Here is a 26,825-nt window from a genome sequence, read left to right as displayed (position 1 = left end):
AGTAACACTAAAATCTTATACATTATGAAACACTTATCTTTTTTTCAACGTTGCGCTGCATTTTTGATTGATTGTACAGTGGCTGTTTTTATCTTTAATATAGTAGCGTGGGTAATTTCGTATTTCTATTTTGTACCTTTCTTACCCGGTTTCTTTATTATTTGGCTGTTATATTATGTAATCAGTTTTTGTATCTGTGGACAAACCTTTGGATTGGCGTTTTTTAATGGCAGAATGGTGAGTTCTGCTGGAGGTAGTCCGTCATGGTTACGAATTCTGTTCAGGGAGGGGTTTACTAGTTTTCCTGCTGTTGTTTTATGGCTGGCCTGTTTCTCTAATTTTTCACCTATCTATATCTGGGAATTAGATAAGCTATATTTGAAATTTTTCAAACTACTATTTCTTATTGTAATATGTATATTGGCTACACGGAAACAAAGAGTCTTTAAAATTTCGATTATTAAAGACGAGACTGCTATACCAATAGTAAGACTATTGTTATATAAGAAAAGAATTATTGGTAGCTATTTAATACTTATTGTTGTGGCTACTGCTGTCCGTTTAACAAATACAGTTGCTACAAATACTCCCGATTTTTATAATAATGAACAAATGTTTGTCACTCCCCGCCCTACATCTCACTCTGTAAAAAAATATGTGGATTATCTCCAACAAAACCGTCAGGACATAAATAATTATGTATTGGAGTTATTTAAGACATATGACCATGTGATTCTTTGTGAACGAATACATCCTGAAATGACCCAGTATGATATGATTTACAATCTGGTAACTGACGAGCGTTTTGTCGATAATGTAGGAACCTTATTTACTGAGATTGGAAGTGCTGAATCACGTGATGCTTATAAGACATTTGTTGATACTTCTTTCTCGAATGATACAATCGTTGAAAAGGAATTGGCTGCTTTTATGATGGAGAATCAAACGGTAGATCTGTTGTGGACAAGAACTAATTGGTTCAATTTTCTTAAGAAAATGTATTATTTTAATCATGATAAAGACAATCCTGTTAATATCTTTTTTACCGATAAAGATTGGATAGATAAAAGCTTGATATATACCAGGGACAGTTTGATGGCAGAAAGTATAATTTCGACTATAAAGTCTGATAGTCTGAAAAAGTCTTTAACAATAATGAATTATCGACATGCATACCTTACTCCCGGTAACTGTGGATATTATCTTGAACAGGCATATCCGGGCAAAGTGGCCAATGTTATGATTAACACTGCATCGGCTTTTTATGGGTTTGGAATGATGTTCCCTATCCAGCATGGGAAATGGGATGTAGCATTTGAACAGATGCCTGAAGAAGGATTTGCATTTAATTTTGATGGATCTCCTTTCGGGAAAGATCGTTTCGATCACTTTTTGTATTGGAGTCCGCTAAATAAAAAGCATTATCAGGATATGTTCACGGGGCTTATTTATTACCAACCCTTATCTAAACATTATGCAAGTAATGGGTTCAATTATATGTTTGATAGTGAGAATTTGAAAAAACTTGCAGATAGAGCTTTATTATTAGGAGATAATATAGAAAATTTAAATTACCTGAAATCTGGGCTCTCAATAGGGCGAGGAAAACAGATGTATTTTATGCCGAATTCATTGGATAATATAGGCTATTTTTTATCTTGTTTACTTGCTATCTTTATATTATGCGGCATGTCGGTTACTTATTTTTATCAAAAGAAAAAAACAGCGAATTATTAAGTTGAAATTAAGAGCTTTGTTAATCATGCAACTCTAATTTTGCTCATATTAACCATAAAAACTATAAAAAAGCGTATGAAAAATTATTTGATTACCTTGGCTGCCTTGTCGTTGACACTGATGAGTTGCAACAGCCAGAAACAAGCTAAACCAGTTACTTTAGGCCCGAATCCTTTCATTACTCACATGTACACAGCTGATCCTTCCGCCCATGTATGGGAAGACGGACGCCTGTATGTTTATGCTTCCCATGATGTCGATCCTCCGCGTGGATGCGATTTGATGGACCGCTATCATGTATTCTCTACGGATGACATGGTGAACTGGACGGATCATGGTGAAATACTGAACTCTTCGCAAGTATCTTGGGGACGTAAAGATGGTGGCTTCATGTGGGCACCCGATTGTGCATATAGGAATGGTACTTATTATTTTTACTTTCCGCACCCGAGTGGTGATGACTGGAACAATACCTGGAGAGTGGGTATAGCTACCAGTAAACATCCTGCCAAAGACTTCACTGTACAGGACAAGTACATTGACATGATAGGAATGGAAGACGATTGCTTTGCCATGATAGACCCTTGTGTCTTTGTGGATGATGATGATCAGGCTTACTTCTACTATGGCGGTGGAGGTCGTTGTGTGGGTGCCAGAATGAAGGATAATATGATGGAACTGGCAGAACCGCTGCGTGCTATGGAGGGTCTGAAAGATTTTCATGAGGCTGCCTGGATACATAAAAAAGACGGCGTGTACTACTTGTCCTATGCTGATAACCATGCAGAAAATGGCAAGGGGGCTAACCGTTTGAATTATGCAACCAGTAATTCACCGCTAGGACCATGGACATATCAGGGTATTTATCTGGAACCGACAGGTTGCGATACAAGTCATGGCTCTATAGCTGAATATAACGGTGAATGGTATGCTTTTTATCATAACTGTTCTATTTCAGGCAGGGGAAACCTTCGCTCTATTTGTGTAGACAAACTATACTATAATCCGGATGGAACTATAAAAGTAGTAGAACAAACAAAATAAAATCGTATGCGTCTATTTATTCATCTGTTGAAGTTGGGTTTCTTTATTGCTGCACTTGCTCTTACAGCTTGCAGCGATAAAGACACGCCGGGAGAAATACCTCCAGAAGTTCCCCCTGAAGTGCCAGAGGTAGATCCTCCGGTTCCTGATGGGCCGTATGAGTACGATTATGATATGGACTATGATTCGGAAAAATATCTGAAAGCTTATAAAGGAACGGCCTATAAAGGTCCGCATCGCGTACCCGGTACTTTAGAAGCGGAAGACTTTGATGAGGGAGCACAGAATGTGGCCTATTATGAGAGCGACTCTAAACTGGCTGATGCGGGGTACAGAGGTTCCCATGCCGTTGATGTTCGTGCAGAGAGTAAGGCTTCCGGAGGTTATTATATCGGTGATGTACAGCCAGGTGAATGGATGTGTTATACGATTGAGGTAGATGAGGATGGCGCCTATGCCATTGAAACATTCTGCGTGAAAGGGGACGGCTCGGAGGGAAGTTTCTACTTTGAGGTAGATGGTCGTGGTGCAAGCCGCAGTATAGATATGCCTCTTGGGGGATGGACGGATTTTAGCCATAAAGTGAAAGCTAATGGAATCCAGCTGACTAAAGGGAAACATGTACTGAAGTATTGCGCCAATACACCGGGAAACATTGATAAGTTCGTTTTAACGCGTACAGGTGAGTTGGAAGATATTTCTAATTCTTTCACTTACCCTGTTACGAAAGCAATGGGTAACCCCCTGTTTGCAGAGTGGGAGTCACCGATGTACAATAGTTGGATAAAGGGACCTCTTTACACGGCTGATGCTTCTGCGCATGTATGGAACATTGATGGAAAAGAAGTGCTTTATGTATATGCTTCGCATGATATGGAGCCTGCACTTGGATGTGACCGTATGGATCGCTATCATGTTTTTTCTACGGAAGATATGGTGAATTGGACCGATCATGGAGAGATCATGAATGCAGCCACAGTGCGGAAACATAATGGTTGGGGGTGTGATGGCTTCATGTGGGCTCCTGATTGTGCTTATAATCCGGAGAATCAAACCTATTATTTCTACTTCCCGCACCCAGCCAATGCTGCTAATTGGAATAGTACCTGGCGGGTGGGAGTAGCTACCAGTAAGTATCCGAATAAGGAATTCCGTGTAAGAGGTTATATCGAGGGTATGCCTCCGGAAATCGACCCTTGCGTATTTATAGATGAGGATGGTCAACCTTACATTTATAATGGAGGTGGAGGTAAATGCTATGGTGGTAAGTTACGGAAAGATGACTGGACGAAACTGGACGGAGAGGTTAAACTGATGACCGGCTTGAGTGATTTCCATGAAGCGACCTGGATACATAAATACAATGGTAAGTACTATCTATCGTATGCAGATAATAACCCAGGCGCCAATCGTTTGAGGTATGCAACAAGCGACTCCCCGTTAGGTCCATGGAAGTATGAGGGGATTTATCTGGAACCGACCACTTGTGACACTAGTCATGGTTCTATTGTAAAGTATAAAGGTCAATGGTATGCCTTCTATCACACTTCTGATTTTTCAGGACAGGGAAATCTACGTTCGGTTTGTGTAGACAAGTTGTTCTATAATCCGGATGGGACTATACAGGTCGTAAAACAGACCCGCGGACAGAAATAATCATTAAAAAGAGACTTATTTAACCACTTTATTCAAATTTAATTAGCGATTAAGTCTTTTTTAATTGAAAGGGAAAGTGCTGAGCCTTACATTTGCCTTCGAGAATAAATATAAACTAAAACTGTTATATTATGAAAATTACACATTGCCTGGCTTCTGTAGCTTTAGTTTCCATGTTGGGCGCTTGTAGTGGAGTACAAAACCAAGTAGCTGCCGTGAAAGGTCCGGTGGACTATGTAAATCCTTACATGGGAAATATCAGCCACTTGCTGGTGCCCACTTTCCCGACTATTCATCTGCCGAATAGTATGCTTCGTGTTTATCCCGAACGGGCGGATTATACAACAGATCAGTTGAACGGTCTTCCTTTGATTGTAACCAGTCATCGTGGAAGCTCAGCTTTCAACCTGAGTCCGTATCAGGGAGAGAATCTTCGTCCGGTTGTAGCCTATAGCTATGATGATGAGAAGTTGAAACCCTATTATTATGAGGTGATTCTCGATGACGAGGAAATTAAAGTGAAGTATGCACCTTCTCATCAGTCGGCTCTTTATCAAATAGATTATAGCCAGCAGGATAAACCTGTATATATGATGATTAATTCACGAAACGGTGCCATCAAAGCTGGTGACGGATTTGTGAGCGGTTACCAGCAATTGGAGAATAATACGCGTGTGTACCTGTATATAGAATCGGACATTACCCCTATAGAAACGGGTATTCTGGCTGATGGTAAAATAGATGCAGGCACAAAGGAAGCTGAAGGACGCAATGCCTGTACTGTTCTGCACTTTGCCGACGGAACGAAAACGGTAAATCTGCGCTATGGTATTTCGTTTATAAGCGAGGAACAGGCTAAAGAGAACCTGCAACGTGAATTACCGGACTATAATCTAGAGGCTTTGGCAGAAAAAGGACGTCAAATCTGGGATAAAGCATTGAGCGATATTCAAGTAGAAGGTGGCAGTGAGACAGATAAGCAAATTCTTTATACGTCACTCTATCGCATATTCGAACGTCCCGTTTGTATCAGTGAGGGTGGTCGTTATTTCAGTGCGTTTGACGGAAAAGTACATGAGGATAATGGCGAACCTTTCTATACGGACGACTGGATTTGGGATACCTATCGTGCTGCTCACCCCCTACGCCTTCTGATTGACGAAGATACGGAAAAGAATGTGATTGACTCTTATCTGCGTATGGCTGAACAAATGGGTAATATGTGGATGCCTACCTTCCCTGAAATTACAGGTGACTCCCGCCGTATGAATTCCAATCATGCCGTAGCAACAGTAGCTGATGCGGCCGCTAAAGGCTTACAATTCGATTTGGCTAAGGCCTATGAAGCTTGCCGTAAAGGAATTGAAGAAAAAACACTGGCTCCGTGGTCGGGTGCTGCTGCCGGTTGGATTGATGATTTCTATAAGAAGAATGGATATATCCCTGCACTTCAGGAAGGAGAAAAAGAAACAGACCCGAATGTACATCATTTCGAAAAGCGTCAGCCGATTGCAGTTACATTGGGAACTGCATACGATCAATGGTGCCTGTCGCGCATAGCCGATATGTTGGGAAAGAAAGAAGATGCTGCTCACTATCTGCAATGTGCTCATAATTATCGTAACGTGTATAATGCTGAAACAGCTTTCTTCCATCCGAAGGATAAGAATGGTAAGTGGATCGAACCATTCGATTATCGTTTCTCCGGAGGTATGGGGGCCCGTGAATATTATGGTGAGAATAATGGTTGGGTTTATCGTTGGGATGTTCCTCACAATGTAGCCGATCTGATTGATTTGATGGGTGGTAACCAACAGTTTATAGCAAATCTGGATCAGACTTTCCGTGAACCGTTGGGACGTGGCAAATATGCTTTCTATGCACAGATACCGGATCATACCGGAAATGTAGGACAATTCTCAATGGCCAATGAACCTTCTTTGCATATTCCTTATCTGTATAACTATGCAGGTCAGCCTTGGAAGACACAGAAACGTATTCGTCAGTTGCTGAAGACTTGGTTCCGTAACGACCTGATGGGGGTACCGGGAGATGAAGACGGTGGCGGTATGTCGGCATTTGTTGTATTCTCTTCTTTAGGGTTCTATCCGGTTACACCGGGATTCCCTGCTTATAATATCGGTAGTCCCTTGTTTACTAAGGCTAAGGTGATGTTGAGCAATGGAAAGGTATTTGAAATAGAAGCACAAGGTGCGTCGGATGAAAATAAATACATCCAGTCTGCAACATTGAACGGAAAAGAATGGAATAAGCCTTGGTTTAGTCATGACGACATAAAAGAAGGCGGAAAATTGGTATTGGTGATGGGTAGCAGACCCAATAAGGCATGGGGTAGTGCAGGTGATGCAGTGCCTCCATCCGCAGAAAAACAATAAGGTATAAGTCAATAGGAAAAAACCATGAAAACACTTAAAAAGATTGTATTTACAGGATTATTAGCTCTAATTGCCTGTGCCGGAGTGGCACAGGCTCAAGAGCTATATAAGGATGAGAAAGCATCGATGCATGAGCGCATCATGGATTTATTATCACGCTTGACGGTTGAAGAAAAAATCAGCCTGTTGCGTGCCACCTCTCCGGGAATTTCCCGTCTGGATATTCCTAAGTATTACCACGGTAACGAGGCGCTTCACGGAGTGGTTCGACCGGGACGCTTTACCGTTTTCCCGCAAGCTATCGGACTGGCGGCAACCTGGAATCCGGAACTGCAATTGCAGGTAGCTACGGTTATTTCTGATGAAGCCCGTGCCCGTTGGAATGAACTGGATCAGGGACGGGAGCAGAAAAGCCAGTTCAGTGACTTGCTGACCTTCTGGTCTCCCACAGTGAATATGGCGCGTGACCCACGTTGGGGACGTACTCCGGAAACTTACGGAGAAGATCCCTATTTAAGTGGGATCATGGGTACCGCTTTTGTGAAAGGTCTGCAAGGCGATGATGACCGTTATCTGAAGATTGTGTCGACTCCCAAGCATTTTGCAGCCAATAATGAAGAACACAATCGTTTTGTATGTAATCCGCAGATTTCAGAGAAACAGTTACGTGAATATTACCTTCCGGCTTTTGAAGCGTGTGTGAAGGATGGTAAATCAGCTTCCATCATGTCAGCATACAATGCCCTGAATGATGTGCCTTGTACCTTGAATGCCTGGTTATTGACGAAAGTACTTCGTAAGGACTGGGGATTTAAAGGATATGTGGTTTCCGATTGCGGTGGACCTTCTTTGTTAGTGAATGCGCATAAATATGTAAAGACTAAAGAAGCAGCCGCTGCTTTATCCATAAAAGCAGGTTTGGATCTGGAATGTGGAGATGATGTATATGACCAGCCTTTGCTGAGTGCATACCGTCAATATATGGTTACGGATGCGGACATCGACTCCGCAGCCTATCGTGTGTTGAGAGCGCGTATGGAATTAGGATTGTTCGATAGTGGAGAACAGAATCCTTATACGAAAATATCTCCTGCTGTGATAGGATCGGCAGAACATCAGGAAGTGGCTTTGAATGCTGCACGTGAGTGTATCGTATTACTCAAGAATCAAAAGAAAATGTTGCCGCTTAACGCCAGGAAGGTAAAATCCATAGCAGTGGTAGGCATCAATGCGGGTAGCAGTGAGTTTGGTGATTATAGCGGATTGCCGGTAATCGCTCCGATCTCTGTATTACAAGGTATTAAAGACAGGGTAGGCGATGATGTAAAAGTGGTATACGCCCCATGGAAGTCTGCTGTAGACGGAATGGAACTTATACAGGGTGCCAGTTTCCCGGAAGGATTGAAGGCCGAATATTTTGACAATACCAAGTTGCAGGGAACTCCGAAAGTGCGTAAAGAAGAGTGGATCAACTTTGAGCCTGCCAACCAGGCACCGGACCCCTTCTTGCCTAAATCTCCTTTGTCTGTCCGTTGGACTGGAAAATTGCGTCCTACGGTTACCGGACAATATACACTTAGTTTCACATCGGATGACGGTTGTCGCCTGAGCATTGACGGTAAGATGTTGATTGATGCGTGGCCGGGACATGCTGTCCGGACTGATACTGCTACTATTTATCTGGAAGCCGGAAAAGATTATCAGTTGAAGGCGGAATATTATGATAACCGTGACTATGCTATTGCTAAACTGCAATGGCGTGTTCCACAGGTAGGAAAAGTGACGCGACTGGATTTGTACGGTGAAGCCGGAAAGGCAGTGCGTGAGTGTGAGACAGTGGTTGCCGTATTGGGCATTAATAAGTCAATAGAACGTGAAGGGCAAGACAGATATGATATCCAACTTCCGGCGGACCAACAAGAGTTCTTGCAGGAAATCTACAAAGTAAATCCGAATATCGTAGTTGTATTGGTAGCAGGTAGCTCATTGGCTATCAACTGGATGGATGAACATATTCCGGCTATCGTGAATGCTTGGTATCCCGGTGAAAGCGGAGGTAAAGCTGTAGCGGAAGTTTTGTTTGGTGATTATAATCCGGGTGGCCGTCTGCCGTTGACCTATTACAGAAGTCTGGATGAGCTCCCTCCGTTTGATGATTATGATATTACTAAGGGACGTACTTATAAATACTTCAAAGGGGATGTTCTGTATCCTTTCGGTTATGGTTTAAGTTATACCACGTTTAAGTATTCCAACCTGCAAGTGGCAGATGGTGAAGAGGAGATAAATGTTTCTTTCCAACTGAAGAATTCAGGTAAATATGCAGGTGATGAGGTTGCTCAAGTATACGTGAAGTTGCCTGAACGGGATGAAGTAATGCCTATCAAAGAGCTGAAAGGTTTTGAGCGTGTCACATTGAAGAGTGGTGAAAACAAGAAGGTGACTTTGAAATTACGTAAAGACCTGTTGCGTTATTGGGATGAGGCGAAAGATAAGTTTGTCTATCCTTCCGGCGATTATACGATCATGGTAGGTGCTTCTTCTGCTGATATTCGTTTACAGAAAGTGGTTTCGGTATTGCAGAAATATAATTATCTGATGTCTCACCCGGAAAAATAAGTAAGGATGGAACGGAATGCCAAATTTCAGTGGATATTTTGTCTCTTATTGGGTTGTGCTACTTCATTAGTAGCACAGAATGTGGCAAATTGGGGATTGACTCATCCTCAGCCGAAAGAGACATTACCGAAGTCGAAAGCGCAAATCATGATGCCCACGCCGAAAGCGCAGATACCGGTGGAAGCGGTGGTAGAGAAGGTTGGTGAGAATGATTTTCTGTTGAACCGGGGTTGGAAACTGACGGATGGCAAAAATGGATGGTATAATGCAACCGTTCCGGGTACTGTATTGACTACTTTAGTGGATCAGGGTGTGTATCCCGATCCTTATTATGGACTGAATAATCTGACAATTCCCGACACCCTTTGCAGGATGGATTGGTGGTATCGTTTGGAATTCAATTCACCTGTTCCTACAGAAGGCCGGGAAGCCTGGTTGGTTTTCAAAGGCATCAATTATCAAGCTGAGATATGGCTGAACGATGTATGTCTGGGTGCAATGAAAGGTGCTTTTATCCGGGGTGAATTTAACGCAACGGACCATTTGGTGGATGGCAAGAATACGTTGGTTGTTCGTATTCTTCCACCGCCTAACCCGGGAATTCCTCATGAACAATCTCCATCCGCCGGAAACGGTATGAATGGCGGACAATTGTGTCTGGACGGGCCTACCTTTATTTCTTCAGAGGGATGGGACTGGGTGCCGGGTATCCGTGACCGGAATATAGGAATCTGGCAGGATGTACATTTACGTTTCACGAACGGTATCCGTCTGCATGATACACAGGTAGTTACTCATCTGGCATTACCGGATACTACGGTCGCTGAAGTTACCGTACGTACGGAAGTGGAGAACCTGCAACCGATAGCCAGACAAGTATCCGTTGACCTGAATCTTGAAGGTAAAAAGGTGACTCAGGAAGTAAACCTTGCACCGAAAGAGCGGAAAACGGTTGTCTTTACTCCGGATGCGCACAAGGCATTGGAACTGAAGTCTCCCCGTTTGTGGTGGCCGAATAATTACGGTCGTCAGGAACTTTATACGATGGATGTGGTTGTAGCGGAAAAAGGCGTACCCTCTGATTCTAAGAAAGTGCGTTTCGGAGTCCGTGAGCTTTCTTATGAATTGGAAGTCTGTTTCCCCGATGATTCTATCCGCCGGGTGGAATATCGTCCGACGGTTATGGGGCAGGGCGAACCTATCTTTGATAATATAAACCGCAAATATATAGAAGGCGGCATGTGTATGCCTCGTCTGAAAAAGAATGTTTCTTCTGATATTCTTGTGCCGGCACCCGATAAAGCCATGCAGCATTATATGGTGATAAAAGTCAACGGCAGGCGTATCTTCTGTAAAGGAGGAAATTGGGGAATGGATGATGCCATGAAGCGCGTTTCGCGTGAACATCTTGAACCTTATTTCCGGTTGCACAAGGAAGCGAACTTTAATATGATCCGCAACTGGACAGGCGAGAGCACGGAAGAGAGCTTCTATGAGCTGTGTGATGAATATGGTATGCTGGTTTTCAATGATTTCTGGCTGAGTACGCAAGGCTACAATATGCCGGTAAATGATGATAACCTATTCTTGCGGAATGCAGAAGATGTAGTGGTACGTTTCCGTAATCATCCTTCCATTGCTGTTTGGAATCCCCGGAATGAGGGGTTTGCACCTGTATATATCGAAGAACATCTGGCAAAGATGATTGCCGAGAAAGACGGTACCCGTTATTACAGTCCGAATTCTACCCATTGCAACCTGAGACCAAGCGGTCCATGGAACTATCATAAGAATCCGGTGGATTACTATCGCGACCGGGCACATGGGTTCAATACTGAACAAGGTTCAACTTCCATTCCTACGGAAGAATCCATCCTGGCTATGATGGATGTGAAAGATGCCTGGCCCATCAGTGATGTGTGGTATTATCATGACTTACATGGTGGCCAAAGGGAATTTATGGAGGCGATAGACCAGAAATATGGAAAACCAACGGACCTGAAAGACTTTAGCCGGAAAGCACAGATTGTCAATTATGACAGTCACCGTGCCATGATGGAAGCTTGGAACAGTAAAATGTGGAATAGCACAAGTGGGCTGTTGTTGTGGATGAGTCATCCCGCTTGGCCCAGCATGGTTTGGCAGATTTATTCCTGGGATTATGAAACTTTCGGTTCTTTCTATGGATGCCGTAAGGCGTGTGAGCCGATTCATATTCAGAAGAATCTGGATGATCAGAAAGTTGTTGTTGTAAATACTTCTTTAAAAGAAATAAAGGGGGCTAAAGTTATCTATGAAGTTTATTCCCTTGGAGGTAAGTCATTGTTTAAGCGCACTTCCAGGCTGAATGTACTGGCTAATGGATTGACAGAATGCTTCGTACAAGATAAACCGGTTGCTGTATCCGGAGTATATATGGAACGTCTGATACTTCAGGATAAGCGTGGCAAGGTTATTTCGATCAATGATTATTGGCAAGATAACGGTGAGGGTAATTTCGAGGGATTCAATGCTTTGGAAGAAGCTTCCATAAACTGTAAACTGATCTGGCAAAAGGAGAATCAGATACAAATAGAATTACAGAACACCGGAGTAATGCCTGCCCTCGCTCTGAAACTCAATGTCCGTGAGGCGGATACAGATAAACGTATTTTGCCGGCTTATGCTTCCGACGGCTATTTTAATTTGTTACCGGGAGAGAAGAGAACGGTAACGGTGGAATATGTATCCCGGGGAAAAGTTGCGATTTCTGCTGAAGGGTATAATTTAAAGCGCAGCAGATTACTCACACTGAAATAAATAAGGTCATTATGTGGAACAAAAAGATACTATACTTCATATTAATCGGTATAGCATCGCTGGGAGTATGCGCCCAGCCGGCTGTACGTCAAGGATATTCCATTCATTTTCCTGATACTTATACGAAGTGGCAGGAAGCTCTGCTGGCAGGTAACGGTAAGATGGGTATCATGGTTTTTGGAAATCCTTTGCATGAAACGGTGGTATTCAATGATCGCTCTTTCAACTTTCCACGGCAGAACCCACGTACGTTTGCGGAGGTTCCCCGTGATACGCTCGATTTGATAAAGAAATACTGCGCAACCGGGAAGTTTAAAGAAGCGAATGATTTGGCTGTCCGTACCTCGCATTGGCAAGACGGGGGAGAGGGTGGAAGACATCCGGGCTTTGCACTTAAAATAGATATGGATGCTTCCGGAGCGGTAAGAGATTATCGCCGTATTTGTAATTATGAAACCGGTGAAATTACTGTCCGGTGGAGTGATGAATGTGGAGCATGGAAGCGTCGGGCGTTTGTTTCAAGAGATGCCGATGTTGCAGTCTTCGAACTACAGGCACCTTCTGCTGGTAAACTGAATTGTGCCATCAGTTTGCAAATGCCCGCAGAGATGAATTTCCCGAAAGAACTGAAAACAAAATGTCTGCATACGAAAGATTATCTGAATATCCGTGTGAACTATGCCGCACCTATGGATACTATAGGCTATGAAGGAGGTATCCGCGTAAAACAGAAAGGGGGCTCTTCTTTTTTGCGTAACGATACCTTATACATAAAGGATGCCTCGGAAATCCTTTTGCTGTCCCGAACTCAAAAGTATCCGGAGAATTGCGAGGCTGAATGGAGTAAAGGATTTCTGAAAAAAGAGCTTGATGCGGTTCGTGCCAATTATAATGGATTATTGAAAGCTCATAAAGCTCTCCACACCTCTATCTATAACCGGGTGCGGATTGATTTGGGTGCGACTCCTCAGGAACGCTCACTATCTAACGAAGAACTGTTGGAGAAGCAAAAGAATACCGATCAGCCTGTACTGGCTTTATGGGAGCGTATCTTTGAGGCCGGAAGGTATCATTTCCTATCTTCCGGAAACGAACTGACTCCTCCTGACTTGTTAGGAATCTGGACTGGCGACTGTAATGCCGGATGGGGCGGTTACTATCATTTGGATGCCAATCTGAATCTACAAGTCAGTGGTGGCAATACGGGGGCCATGCCTGAAGTGATGGAAGGTTATTTCCATCTGAATGAGGTGTGGCGGGAAGACTTTGAAACCAATGCTGCCAAACTATTGGGCTGTCGGGGTATGTTGGCCTGTGGAAACACGCCCGGACTTTCTTCAGGATTGATGGCCTCTATCAATGATTTCTATCCTTACCATTATGCAACGGGTGAAGAAGCTTGGTTACTTTATCCTTTCTGGGAACACTATTTGATAACGGAAGATCAAGAGTTCCTGAAAAATCGTTTGTTCCCTTTGCTGAAGTGTATGGGAGATTTCTATGAAGACTTCCTGAAGTACAAGGATGATGAAGGACACTACATTATAGCAGGATCTGTTTCACCGGAAAACCAACCGTCCAATTTGCGGGTATCTTTGCTTAATAATTCCGCTTTTGATCTTTCCGGAGCTCGCTTCCTGTTGTCTACTTTGGTTAAGGTATGCGATTTACTGGGAGAAGAGCAGGGCGTAAATGGTGGCAAAATCCGTTGGCAACGCTTATTGAATGAATTGCCTCCCTACCGGATTAATAAGGATGGAGCTATCAAAGAATGGGGATGGCCGGGACTTGAAGAGAGTTATAATCATCGCCATTCCAGCCACTTGATGATGGTATGGCCTTATCGGGAATTCTCGGAAGATAAGACACCGGAACTTTACAAGGCTGCTCACAGGGCATTGCAAATGCGAGATCAATATAATTATGAGAATGCCGGTCATGGTTATCTTCACGCTGCCTTGATTGCTGCCGGACTACATGATGCTTCTTCGTTAAGGAAGAAAATGATGACGCTTACTCAGAAGGATTTCTATTATAACAGTTTGTCTACCGCACATTATCCGAACCACGGGACTTTCTGTACTGATGTTTGTCATGCCGTGCCCGGTGTATTGATAGAAATGCTGGTTGGCTCCAATGAAGAAGGGCTTGAATTATTACCAGCTTTGGTGGAGGGTATCCGACAAGGCAGTATCAGCGTAATAAAGACTCGTTGCGGAGTTACCATTGAACATCTTTCGTGGGATCTTTCGCAGAATAAGGTGTCTGTAACCTTGTATTCAGCGAAAGACCGGGAGATAAGAATGAAAGCAGGGCAGTTGTATGATCGTACTATTCAGTTGAAGCAAGGGAAACCTTATAAAGCTACAATAGACTATCAATAGCAATGGTTGCTATTAATTACTAATATAAAACACATTACTTATGAAAAAGCATTTTTATCCTATTTTTGCATTATTCCTGGTGGGAGCTATGTTTTCTTGTCAGTCGCCTAAAAGCAATTCGGCGAAAGAAGAGGCAGCCGGAATTGACAGTATGGCTCCCAATCCATTTATCACGCACATGTATACAGCCGATCCTTCGGCACATGTATGGGCGGACGGACGTTTGTATGTATATGCTTCGCATGATATAGATCCTCCGCGTGGTTGCGATTTGATGGACCGTTATCATGTGTTCTCTACGGATGATATGGTAAATTGGAAAGATCATGGTGAAATTCTGAATTCGTCACAAGTGCCCTGGGGACGTAAAGAAGGTGGATTTATGTGGGCTCCCGACTGTGCTTACAAGGATGGTACGTACTATTTCTACTTCCCGCATCCCAGTGATACGAAGTGGAATGATAGTTGGAAGATCGGTGTAGCTACCAGCAAAGAACCGGCTGCTAACTTTACTGTGCAGGGATATATTGAAGGAATGGACCCGTTGATCGACCCTTGTGTATTTGTGGATGATGACGGTCAGGCTTATATCTATAACGGTGGCGGCCAGATTTGTAAAGGGGGCAAGCTGAAAGATAATATGGTGGAACTGGATGGAGAAATGAAGGAAATGGAAGGTCTGGAAGACTTCCACGAAGCTACATGGATTCATAAATATAATGGAAAATACTATCTCTCTTATTCCGATAATCACGATGAAAACTGGAATGACGGTGTGAAAGGTGACAACCGTATGCGCTATGCTATCAGTGATAACCCGCTCGGTCCCTGGAAATCTATGGGTATCTATATGGAGCCTACCGACAGCTATACCAATCACGGTTCTATCGTAGAATATAAAGGCCAGTGGTTTGCATTCTACCACAACAGTGCTTTATCTAATCATGACTGGTTGCGCTCTATTTGTGTGGATAAACTTTACTACAATGAAGACGGAACTATCCAGATGGTGAAACAAAGAAAATAAGATAGCTTATGAGGTTAATAAGTCTGATTTTACTGTTCCTGCTAAGTGGAACTGTGTCAGCGCAGAAAGTCGAGTGGTATACTACCACTCAGACTTCTCCGTGGGTGAAACAGAAGGTAAAGCCGGAACGTGCAACTACCGCAGCAGAGATTGTGCTTGACCCGACTCAACGCTTACAATTGATTACGGGTATAGGTGGCTGCTTCAATGAAATGGGTTGGGATGCGCTGAATGCTTTGTCGGCTGAAGATCGTGAAACTGTTCTTCAAGCTATCTTTGGCAAAGATGGAGCTTGCTTCGACTATTGCCGTCTTCCGATGGGAGCCAATGACTTTGCCATGAGTTTTTACTCTTCGGCGGATGTTGCAGGAGACTTTAATCTGGTGAATTTCAATATCGACCGTGACAGGTATATTCTGATTCCTTATATTAAAGCTGCCCGCCAGATAAATCCTGACTTGCGCATTTGGGCTTCTCCCTGGTGTCCTCCGGCTTGGATGAAGACGAATAATCATTATGCTTCTGCGGTCCGTCCGTCTGGAGAGAAAGACGTGAATGGATTGCTACCGCGTGAAGCTATAGCAGAATTCAGTACCGGTTTCCGGATGGAAGAGGGTTATTTGAAAACGTATGCCGATTACTTTGCACGTTTTATCAAAGCTTATGAAGCTGAAGGATTGCCGCTGGAATGTATTCATGTTCAGAATGAACCTTGTTCCAACCAGGTTTTTCCCAGTTGTAAATGGCGCACGGAAGATCTGACTTTCTTCCTGGGGCATTATCTGGGGCCGACTTTTGAGCGAGAGAACATCAAAACTGATATTTATTTTGGAACTATCAATACATCCAATCCGGATTATGTGCGCACTGCTTTGCGGGATGAACAGGCAGCTAAGTACATTAAGGGCGTTGGTTTCCAGTGGGATGGTAAGAAGGCTATCCCGACTATCCATCGTGAATATCCTAATCTGAACCTGATGCAAACCGAGACTGAATGTGGCAACGGAGCAAACTCATGGGATTATGCTGAATATACATGGAACCTGATGAAGCACTATTTCAATAATGGTATCAATTCCTATCACTATTGGAATATGATTCTTCCTACTCCGGGCATTAGTCCTTGGGGATGGAATCAGAATTCTATGGTATCCATTGACAAGAAGCAACAAACCGTGAAGTATAATCCCGAATTTTATCTGATGAAGCATTTAGGGCATTTTGTACAGACAGGTGCTTATAGGCTGGAAACACCGTCGGATAAGAATATGCTGGCTTTCGTTAATCCCGATGGTACGGTCAGTGTGATTGTTGCCAATGTGACCGATATGGAAGAAACGATGAGTCTTGAGATGGGGAAACAAAAAGTTACATTGACTTTGCCTCCTCATTCTTTCCATACGGTAAGTTGGAAGAAATAATCTTTTCATCCGGTATCCTGTAAGAGCTTGTTTAAATAATGCCGAGCAAAAATTAAACCGGCTCTTATATGTTGGAAAATATTTGGAAGCCGTTGGTAACATCTTGTTATTAACGGCTTGTATAATTAATGCTCATTATACAGAATTACATAAAGTATTAACTGAATAATCATATTTTAATCATGAAAAAAGTATTCCTTTTCATTCTGCTCTGTGGATGTTTCGCTCTATCGGGCACACTCAATGCTGCCGAAGGACAGCTAATGGCCGGAACGGCTAAAATCAACATTACTCCCAAGCAGAACATCCCGCTACACGACTCTGTGTATGCACGTGCACATGTAATGGAGATAGGTAATATGCGGGTAGCGCAGGTATCTGTCGATCTGGTCAGTTTTCACAGCGATCGTGTGGCACAGGTTTGCAAAGAGAAATATGGCATCACGCAATTGCTGGTCTGTGCTTCGCATACTCACGAAGACCCCAACATGGCTGATGCCAGACCCCGTGAAAAGAAACCTAATAATACCCCGTTCTTCGAAGAGTGCATCATTAAGGTAGTAGGCGAGGCAATCGGCAATATGTTCCCCGCACGTATTTCAGCAGGCACACGTACGTTTCCGCAATTGGGTTTCAATCGCCTTATTATCCGTAAAGACGGTAAGGCTCGCGAATCGTGGATAGGCGATGAACACTACAATGTAGAAAACCCCGAACGGATACCTTTCGGTCCGGTTGACCCCGAAGTAGGAGTAATTAAGGTAGAAGATATGCAAGGCAATGCCCGTGCCATTGTTATGAGTTATGCCATGCATGCAGACCTTGGTTGTTTCAGCTATGAAATTTCGGCCGACTATCCCGGATATGCTTGTAGGAAGGTGGAAGAAGCGTTCGATAACAAAGCTATCTGCCTCTTTGTAGCCGGTGGTGGCGGTAATGTAGAAGGGCTGATGATTAGTCGGCGACGCTCAGGACCCGATGATCCTATCAAAACAGACTACAAGCCCATTCAGCGCACAGGAGAATTGCTCGGAATCGAAGTGATTAAACTTGCCAATGCACTACATGCCTCCAGTGATAACACTTCTTTCAAAATGCGTACAGACTCGTTGCAATTCTCTACTCGCGAGGACAAAAATCGTAAGGTAGATGTCCATATCGCTACATTCCTTATTAATGACTTTGCAATAGCCGTTTGCCCCGGTGAGATGTTCGTACAACTTCAATTGGAATGGAAGGAGAAAGCCAGACTGGCCGATGTGACTCCTCTCTTCTTTGGTTATACATATGTGAAAGGACGCTCACCCGGCTATGTGGCCGATGTGCGCTCGGCGGCATTGGGAGGCTTTGGTGCCGAAGGTGGCAACCGTATACAAGTAGGAGGTGGTGAAGCCATCATCAATAAGCATTTAGAAAACTTGTATATACTCAATGACCAACGTGCGAGCATACTTATTAAGTAAAATAGGCATAACGTAATAAAGAAAATGAATGAATGATTGATAAGGATAAGGTAAGATTTCGTCCGTGTAGGTTTTTATTATAAATTACCTGCAGAAAATGATCATGTGTGCGTATTGGGAGACTAAACTTTAGTACTTTTGCAGAGTAATTTTTTTGACTATGACGATTCATGCAAAAATCATTGGAATTGTTATAATTGATAATATATTTTCTCTATGCATAAGTAGTCATTGTGTGTACTACAGGTCTTCCCCCTGTCTATCCTTTGTGGATATCCCGAGCTTAACCTGATGCAAACTGAAATAAAATGTGGCAACAGGATAGACGGGTAAAGTTTTGGAAGAGCGACTTAAAATTAATATTGAGGAGTTAAGGAAGTTGAGGAATTTGGACACTTTTTGTGCTGATCTGGCAGAGAATAAGTCATTAAGCGAGGAAGCGTTCAGGATAGTGAAGCGCGTTCTGAAGAACCTCACCAAGCTTCAGTCGGACTATGAGGAAGAGGACGAAAAAAGAAAAAGAGAAAGGGAGAAAATTAAATATGGATTGTAAGAAGCAGGATAAACCATTAAAAGATGTAAATACGTAAAATGTACACTTTCGATTTTTATATCATTGGGTATGAGATGATTAAAAAATAAAAGTGTACAAAAACTCAAGGGTGATTTGTTTTATTATGTTTTCCTTTACAGTGGCAGCGACAATAGTGCCTGTTGCCTGATGCTGTAACATTGAAAAGATGAAGGATACAGATCAAAAACAAATCGTAGATTCGGAATTTCCCGGTTCCGTCTCTGAATTTCCGGGCGTGCGGAGTAAAACATCACGTACTATTACTATTCGGGAATTTGTAGATACGGTGCGTAGCGACGGCTATTGCCGGCAGGTACAGGAGTATCGCCGGTTGAAAGCTCTGCCGGGGCATGAAGCCGAAGCACAAGCCGTAAAGGACAGAATGCCTTGTATTGTACCCGCCGGCATTTGCCGGGGAGGGCATGCGGTACAGTGTTTGTCGGTGCATAGCGGACTGCTGTGCATTGACTTGGACCATACCGGCGAACGGACACAGGAGGTGTTGGAACTGACACGCTCTTTACCTTTTACTTGTATTTCGTTTATCAGTATTTCCGGCGAGGGAATCAAAGTACTGGTTCGGGTGCGGAAAGAGGATGTGCAGAAAGATTATGCACGCCTTTATGCTGCTGTGGGTAGTATGGTAAGTACCCATGTAGGACATCCTTACGATGAGAAATGCAAGATTCTGACTCAGCCTTGTTTTTACAGTTATGACCCGGAAGCATATTGGAATGCTGAGGCTGTGGCATTTGAAATGCCGGAGTGTCCGGCGTTACCGGATACTCCGGCAACTATTCCGCCGAAGGTTTCGGCAAACGGGCAGTCAAAGGCATTGCAGATTATCGATCCGGGTACTTCGTCTGTAGCATGCGGGTTTATTTCCCGTTTGCTCGACGAATTTGAACGGAACAATCCCTTTCGTCGCGGCAATCGCAACGACCTTGCACTGAAGTTGGGGCGTGTGGCAGGAGGTAAAGGTTTTTCTCTTGAAGAACTTGAAAAGTTGGTCTCCCTTTTCTCCGGACGTTATGCGTCGGGTGATTTCACGGCTGAAGATATTCGTCAACGCGTGTTGGCTGGTTATCAGTTCGTTGGGAAGTTGCAGGAAGAAAACAAACAGCCGGATAGGGGTCAAAAAGGGGTCAGGGTCACTTATAACCCCGGCTACAGCTCCAATGAGGAAGATGCTCCGGAAGTAGTGTTGGAAAAAAATGACGATTTGCGTGCCGAGGCACCTTATATTCCCGACGATGTCTTTACCCGTCTGCCCGATTTGCTGACACGCTGCTGCCGTTATACAAGCGACAAGCGTGAGCGTGACATGGCATTGCTGGGGTGCCTGAACAGTTGCAGCGCACTCTTTCCATACGTCCGTTTCTACTATAAGAAATCGTTGTATTCACCCCATTTCTATTTGGCCAGTGTGGCTCCTGCCGGTGCGGGTAAAGGTATTCTGGGATTTACTGCTGCTTTACTGGATCCCACGCAGGAGTATTACGACCAGATACGCCGCATGAACAAGAAAGCTTATGAACAAGCCTTGCTGGGATGGGATGCGGAACAGCAGCAGGCACGACGCGAGAAACGCCTGCCGGACATCAACCTGAAACCGGAAGAGCCGAAAGTACAGTACCTTAAAATATCGGCTACCACCAGCAAGAGCCGTCTTATCGAACATCTGGCAGCAGCCGGTGAAGTGGGATGCTGCATGACTACTACAGAAATCAATACGATGATTTCCTCGCTGGGGCAGGATTGTGGCAAATATGAGGATATTCTGTGTAAGGCCGCCCATCATGAGGAAGTCTCTTCATCGTACAAGATAGATGGCGATCCGATAGTGGTGCAGCATCCGCATCTGGCACTCAATATCGCCGGTACTCAAGAGCAGTTCCTCGTTTTTTTCCGTTCGCTCGAAGTGGGGCTTTTTTCCCGTTTCGCATTCTACACCCGGCAGCAAAACCCACAATGGGAATCGTGTGCTCCGGGTGATGAAGAGGTGGATCTTCGGCGTTACTTCCAGAGTTTGGGAAAGGAGTTGCTTGAGATGCACAAGGTACTTTTGGAGTCGCCTACGCTGGTCACTTTCAGTCTTTCACAGTGGCAGCTTCATACGGAGATGTTCAGCGAATTGCTGCGTCGTGCATTGGTGGAGGGGCGTGATTCTTCAGGCAGCCTCATCCGCCGTGCCGGATTGTTGGGTATGCGACTGGCCGCTGTACTCACCGTTTTCCGCAAGTGGGAAGATTACCGTTATGCCAAGGAATATGGGTGTACGGATGAAGATTTCCATACGGCAATGGATATCATTCGCACGCTGATTGAGCATAGCTTGCTGCTCAGCACTTCGCTTCCTGATACCACTCAGCCCCCTGTCAGTATGCACCGTTTTCATCGGTTGGATGAAATTTTGTCATCTCTATCCAGGAAATTTACCTATACGGAGTTTGTTCAAACAGTGGAGAATACCGGTATGTCCGAATCTACGGGTAAACGGCTTTTACGTAAAGCGTTGAAACTTCAATGTCTTGTAAAAGAGGAGAATGGCTATCGGAAGAAACGTAAAACGGGCTCCGGGCGGGGGTATAAGTGACCCTGACCCTAAATTGACCCCTATACAAGCACCGGAAACGCTTTCCGAGGTCTTTTTGGTGTTCCGATTTTTCCTGAATAAAGCATGAATAATAGAAAACAGAAAAACAGTATGAATCTAAAAAAGTACACAAATACCGAAACGGTTTTTCCTGAAGAATCCGGTTCCGAGGCTCTCCGGTTTGAGGTCAGGGCATATCTGAAGTCCGACCTGGCACAACTTTATTTTCCCTGCCTTTCGTCCGAAGCGGCTTTGAGGAAGCTCCGCCGTTGGATAAACTTCAATCCGTCTCTGCATCGTGAGCTTTACAATGGCCCCGAGGGGAAGAATGACCAGCTCTTCAGCCGGCGTCAGGTAGCGATACTGGTGAAATATCTGGATGCGCCCTGAACGGGGTGACGCGTCATAGGTAATACATCCCGCACTTGGGCTGTCAACAAGCAATGTTGTGGCGTGGAACAAGCTATGTTTCATGCCACGGCATTGCTTGTTTTTCATTATATCATTGCTTTCTGATTGAACTTCAAACGGTCACTTTTTGTGCTTTTTGGGAAAGAAAGGAAGGAAACCAGTTGACGAGTTGACAAGGGAACAGGGGGCTGCGCAATGCTTCTGTGCCGCATGGAACCTTGTCCCCTTGTCCCCTTGTTAACTCGTCAACTTTCCCTCCAAACCCTACAAGAATGCACCAAACATGCCCGCTTGAAGTCTAGTTGTATGACAAAGTACGACAAAGTTCGTACAAGTACATACCGGTACATCCCGTTTCAACCATCCCTTTTTTCTCTGCTCCGTACCTTTGTGATGTCCTCAATGCGGGGACCCTGTGAGGAATTTCCCGGAGATAAGACGTCGCCTCTGCCATTTCTTCGCTCGATACCGATTCATACCGATTGATAAACGAAAATTATCAATCTTCAGAAAATCAATTATTATGTCAGTAACATACAAAAAACAGTTTCGTAAGAACCCGTTCCTGAAGGACGGTTCGGGTAAGTACTATCCCCAACTTCTGGTTTGGGGCAAGTCGGCCACCCTGAACAGTATTGCTACCCAGATGAAAGAAAGCAGCTCGCTTACTTTGGGCGACATTCAGAGTGTACTCACCAATTTTGTGAAAGCCTTGCGCAGTGAACTCTACAACGGTCGTTCCGTCAATGTCGACGGTTTTGGTGTTTTCAGCCTTTCTGCTACTACCATAGGTTCGGTAGTGAAGAAGGATTGTCTGCCTGAGAAGATCAAGTCGGTCCGCATCAATTTCCGTGCTTCGAGTGCCATCCGTCCCAATCTGGACCCTGCTACCACCCGTGCGGAGGACCGCATCGACTTTGTCGACCTTGAAACGCAGCTCAAGCGGCTGAATATGCCGGGCACCGATGGAGAGGAAGGTGGCGGCAACCAGGGCGGTTCCGGAGATGGTGGCATAGAAGATGATCCGCTGGGATAGGGTCTAAAGCCGGAGGCTTTGAAAATTAAAAATTAGAAATTAAAAATTAAAGAATGAAAGGCGGTGCGATGCGGGAAACCGGATACGAAGCGGTGAGGGTGCATTGCGCGGCTTATAAATCATAAATTATAAATCATAAATCTTCATATGAGAACAATTGATCATATCATTATTCACTGTTCCGCTACCCGAGAGGATTGTAGTCTTACGGTAGAGGAGTTGGAAACGGTACATCGTCGTCGTGGGTTTCGCGGCATTGGCTATCATTATTATATCCGTCGTGACGGTACAGTGGCGAATACCCGCCCACTGGAGGTTGTGGGGGCACATTGTAAAGGACACAATGCCCATAGCATCGGGATATGCTATGAAGGCGGTCTGGATGCGAAAGGGCGTCCCAAGGATACACGCACGCCGGAGCAGCGCAGTGCCATGCATTTGCTGGTGGCACAATTACTGAAACGATTCAAAAACAATGTCTGCATTTGCGGACATCGTGACCTCAGTCCGGACCTGAATGGGGATGGGGTGATTGAGCCGGAGGAGTGGATAAAGGAATGTCCGTGCTTCGAGGTGAGGAAGGAGCTTTGAGAAATTATAAATTATAAATTAGAAATTATAAATTAAAAATTAAAGGCTGGTGGAAAGGAGGTGTGGAAAATAATGGCAATTAAAAAATCTGTATGGAGTATGATCTTTAAAGTGATCATCGCAGTAGTTTCGGCTGTGGCAGGAGTAGTGGGAGCAAATGCAATGAATGTGATGCATTAAGATAAAATGAGGGTGTGCCGGAAAATCTCTTTTGGCACATTCTTTCCACATTCACAAATCTTCTGTCTGAATTTACAAAATATCAATCAAACATTTTTAATAAGTAGAATTATATGAAAAAAAGAATATTAACCATTATCCTCGGCATACTGTGCACTGCGGGCATGCACGGGCAGTCGTCCGATGTCCCTTCTCTGCCCCAACTGACCACTCCGTCGCCCAAAGCAACGATGGCAGACCGCTTCGGATATTATCCGACTAACCTGTATACGGGGCTGGTGGATATTACAATTCCTATTCATACCATCGAGGTGAAGGGGATCAAGATCCCTATCGAGTTCAAGTATCACGCTTCAGGTTTGAAGTATGACGATCTTCCGATGGAGGTAGGATACGGCTGGACGCTGATGGCGGGAGGAACGGTGAGCTACAGTGCACGGGCGGCCAGTGCTTACCTGACCAAAGGTGAAAAAGGAGAACCTTTCATCAAGGAGGTGAAGGATATCGTAAAGAATGATAAAACAGGATCTTTGTATTCCGACCAACTGCAGCTGGACTACGTCATCAACGGCAGTAAGTCCGATTATACAATTCAAGGCAAATACCGTGACTCAGAGTATGATGTATATAATTTCTCTTTTCCGGAACATAGCGGGCAGTATTATCTGCTGGAAGACAATAAGGAGTTCACCGTTCCGGTATCGACTACTTATTTATACGGCTCCGGCTATACGCCTGTGGCACGTGATGAGCATGGTAACGAATACCAATTTGGTGTGCGCGACTCAGACGGGGACATTGCCAGGAACTTCACGTATTATCTGACTAAGGTTATTTCGGCGGATAAGGGGGATACCATTCACTTCTCTTATCAGGAGATAAATTGGGGGGCGACCGATAAATTGGTTCACCGTCCCGTTATAGAAGCCACCTATTCATTCAAGGATAATATGCAGGGTACTACTCAAAGCAGCATCGACGGCGTTACGGGAATTACTCGCAAGAGTTTCAACACACCTATCCTAAAGGAGATCAGCCATAAGGGGAATAGAGTGGAATTTCAGTATTCATCGACTGAAATACGTTCATTGGAACAGATTCGCATTTATCAGCAGGGAACTTTGGTGAAATCTGTCCGTCTAGCCAAGACTGACCATGCCTATCTGGATGCTGCGCGTTTCTATGGCAGTGACAACAAGGAGATATACTCTTATGGCTTTGAGTACAATGGCAAACGCCCGGAAGGATATATGTCTATTGACTATTGGGGATATTGCAACGGTCCCAGCACCTCTTCTCCCCATGCCTTGTATGTGCCCAACTTTACACTTCCCAACAACCGTACGATTCCGGGATTGAACCGGTCGCTAAATGAGGCGTATATGCAGAAGGGGATATTGACTAAAATAGTCTATCCCACCAAAGGATATACGACGTTCACTTATGAACCCCATCGTGGACAGAATGGTGTGCTCTACGGCGGATTGCGCATCAAAGAAATGAATGTCTACAATGAAAGCGGCAATCTACAGGAGAAGAAATGGTATAAATACGGACTGAATGAAAGCGGTAATGGAAGGGCGATACGTACAGTTGATCCCAATGATTATTGCTCTCAGTCTTATTTGCTGGAGGCATATTGGGCTCCGGGTTTTGAAGGTGCTATCACTTTACTGGGTGAACGGACACGCGTAGACGCATACCATGCCTTTCCTCTTTCGGATTACTTCCAGCAGGGTAGCACGGTGGTCTATTCATGCGTGACGGAGTACATGGGCACACCTGCTGCTCCCGAAGGGAAAACCGAATATCGTTTCAGTGATTTTATGGACGAGTGGTATTATGGAACGATGCGCGGAAACCGGACTGAGATCCCAAAATGGTCGAACGCGTGGAAATGCGGAAAACTGGTAGGTAAGACGGTAACGGACAATAGTGGTAAAATAGTTTATTCCTTGAGTAATACTTATGAAGAAATCAACCGTCGAGATTACTTGAATCTGCGTGTATTGTCCTATTGCAATATTTATGGTCCGGCTTCCGGGATCAAGGAAATTTTCAGTACTCATACTGATTTTTCTACGGCTACAGAGGGTTCACTTTACGACTATTATAATTATTATATCACTAGCGGCGAGTATGTTGTCAAGGAGTCGAAGGAGTTCAATGATGGAGTGTATAAAACGGTCCGCTACAAGTATAATGAATTGGGACAGATCATTGAGGAGACTTTGGTGAATTCCGAAGGAAACGAACAGATTGTTCGCAAGAAATATACCTGTGATTTTTGGAAAGATGCCATGTCGGGTAGCATATACGATAAAATGTATTGGAAAAATATACATTCTCCGGCACTGGAAATATCTGTGTATAAGGGGGAGGCATTGGTCGGTAAGACAACCAATGAATATAAGGACTGGGGAGATTTTATTGCTCTGCAAAATGTGAAGCAACTTAATTATTACGAGCCTCGCATAAAATATCAAAGCTATGATAAATACGGTAATCCTACGGTTATTTCTAAGGATGGTGAATTTGAAGAGGTCTCCTATATCTGGGGCCATCAGGGGCAGCGAGTCATTGCCGAGATCCGGGGTGGTTCTTTCGATACATTGGGTCCCGTATTGACAGACAGAGTGACAAGTGCCGTTTCTCCTTCCTCGGCTGATATGGCTATCATAGAAGCACTTAGAAGCAACCCTTCACTTGAGGGTAGCCGGATAACGACTTATTATTATGATTCTGCTCTGAATCTGAAACAGCTCGTAATGCCCAATGGTACTAAGACCAGTTACGAATATGATTCTTTCGGACGCCTGGCGTGCGTGAAAGACCAGAACGGAAAGATTATAGAGAGTTATCAATACAATTACAAACAATAAATACGCAAT

At 44.2% G+C, this 26,825-nt stretch carries 16 protein-coding genes; all 16 read left to right on the top strand.

Features of this window, described 5'->3' with window-relative positions:
• Positions 1-24 precede the first annotated feature (24 nt).
• Positions 25-1,737: an RDD family protein gene (locus DWW10_RS01005; RefSeq protein WP_022394285.1), complete on the top strand. Its 1,713-nt coding sequence runs from the start codon at positions 25-27 to the stop codon at positions 1,735-1,737.
• Positions 1,738-1,812: 75 nt separating this feature from the next.
• Positions 1,813-2,781, top strand: a complete 969-nt coding sequence (locus DWW10_RS01000; protein WP_022394286.1) for a family 43 glycosylhydrolase — start codon at positions 1,813-1,815, stop codon at positions 2,779-2,781.
• Positions 2,782-2,787: 6 nt separating this feature from the next.
• A complete protein-coding gene (locus DWW10_RS00995; RefSeq protein ID WP_022394287.1) occupies positions 2,788-4,437 on the top strand; it encodes a family 43 glycosylhydrolase in 1,650 nt (549 codons plus the stop codon).
• Between the two features lie 131 nt (positions 4,438-4,568).
• Positions 4,569-6,833 (top strand): GH92 family glycosyl hydrolase, encoded by a 2,265-nt coding sequence (locus DWW10_RS00990; protein WP_022394288.1) that lies wholly within the window; start codon positions 4,569-4,571, stop codon positions 6,831-6,833.
• 24 nt (positions 6,834-6,857) lie between these two features.
• Complete coding sequence (locus tag DWW10_RS00985; protein ID WP_022394289.1) at positions 6,858-9,452, top strand: beta-glucosidase; 2,595 nt, start codon at positions 6,858-6,860, stop codon at positions 9,450-9,452.
• A 6-nt stretch (positions 9,453-9,458) separates the two neighbouring features.
• Entirely contained in the window at positions 9,459-12,251 is a 2,793-nt protein-coding gene (locus tag DWW10_RS00980; RefSeq protein WP_022394290.1) for a glycoside hydrolase family 2 protein, read from the top strand.
• A gap of 11 nt (positions 12,252-12,262) precedes the next feature.
• Positions 12,263-14,635, top strand: coding sequence for a glycosyl hydrolase family 95 catalytic domain-containing protein (locus DWW10_RS00975; protein ID WP_022394291.1), 2,373 nt, complete (start codon positions 12,263-12,265; stop codon positions 14,633-14,635).
• A gap of 40 nt (positions 14,636-14,675) precedes the next feature.
• Positions 14,676-15,662 (top strand): family 43 glycosylhydrolase, encoded by a 987-nt coding sequence (locus DWW10_RS00970; protein WP_022394292.1) that lies wholly within the window; start codon positions 14,676-14,678, stop codon positions 15,660-15,662.
• Between the two features lie 8 nt (positions 15,663-15,670).
• Entirely contained in the window at positions 15,671-17,083 is a 1,413-nt protein-coding gene (locus DWW10_RS00965; protein ID WP_022394293.1) for a glycoside hydrolase family 30 protein, read from the top strand.
• Between the two features lie 182 nt (positions 17,084-17,265).
• Positions 17,266-18,546, top strand: coding sequence for a hypothetical protein (locus DWW10_RS00960; protein WP_022394294.1), 1,281 nt, complete (start codon positions 17,266-17,268; stop codon positions 18,544-18,546).
• A 740-nt stretch (positions 18,547-19,286) separates the two neighbouring features.
• On the top strand, positions 19,287-21,716 hold the full coding sequence (locus tag DWW10_RS00950) for a DUF3987 domain-containing protein (protein ID WP_022394295.1): 2,430 nt from the start codon (positions 19,287-19,289) through the stop codon (positions 21,714-21,716).
• Between the two features lie 111 nt (positions 21,717-21,827).
• Entirely contained in the window at positions 21,828-22,106 is a 279-nt protein-coding gene (locus DWW10_RS00945) for a DUF4248 domain-containing protein (protein WP_022394297.1), read from the top strand.
• A 544-nt stretch (positions 22,107-22,650) separates the two neighbouring features.
• Positions 22,651-23,163 carry an HU family DNA-binding protein gene (locus DWW10_RS00940; RefSeq protein WP_022394298.1) on the top strand — a complete coding sequence of 171 codons (513 nt, stop codon included), beginning with the start codon at positions 22,651-22,653 and terminating at the stop codon, positions 23,161-23,163.
• Between the two features lie 147 nt (positions 23,164-23,310).
• On the top strand, positions 23,311-23,754 hold the full coding sequence (locus tag DWW10_RS00935) for an N-acetylmuramoyl-L-alanine amidase (RefSeq protein ID WP_022394299.1): 444 nt from the start codon (positions 23,311-23,313) through the stop codon (positions 23,752-23,754).
• Between the two features lie 72 nt (positions 23,755-23,826).
• On the top strand, positions 23,827-23,934 hold the full coding sequence (locus DWW10_RS25940; RefSeq protein WP_369905645.1) for a smalltalk protein: 108 nt from the start codon (positions 23,827-23,829) through the stop codon (positions 23,932-23,934).
• Positions 23,935-24,047: 113 nt separating this feature from the next.
• Positions 24,048-26,816: an RHS repeat protein gene (locus DWW10_RS00930; protein ID WP_022394300.1), complete on the top strand. Its 2,769-nt coding sequence runs from the start codon at positions 24,048-24,050 to the stop codon at positions 26,814-26,816.
• Positions 26,817-26,825: the final 9 nt, after the last annotated feature.

The organism is Bacteroides intestinalis (assembly GCF_003464595.1).
In the GTDB taxonomy this organism is placed as follows: domain Bacteria; phylum Bacteroidota; class Bacteroidia; order Bacteroidales; family Bacteroidaceae; genus Bacteroides; species Bacteroides intestinalis_A.
This window is presented reverse-complemented; position numbering and strand designations above follow the sequence as displayed.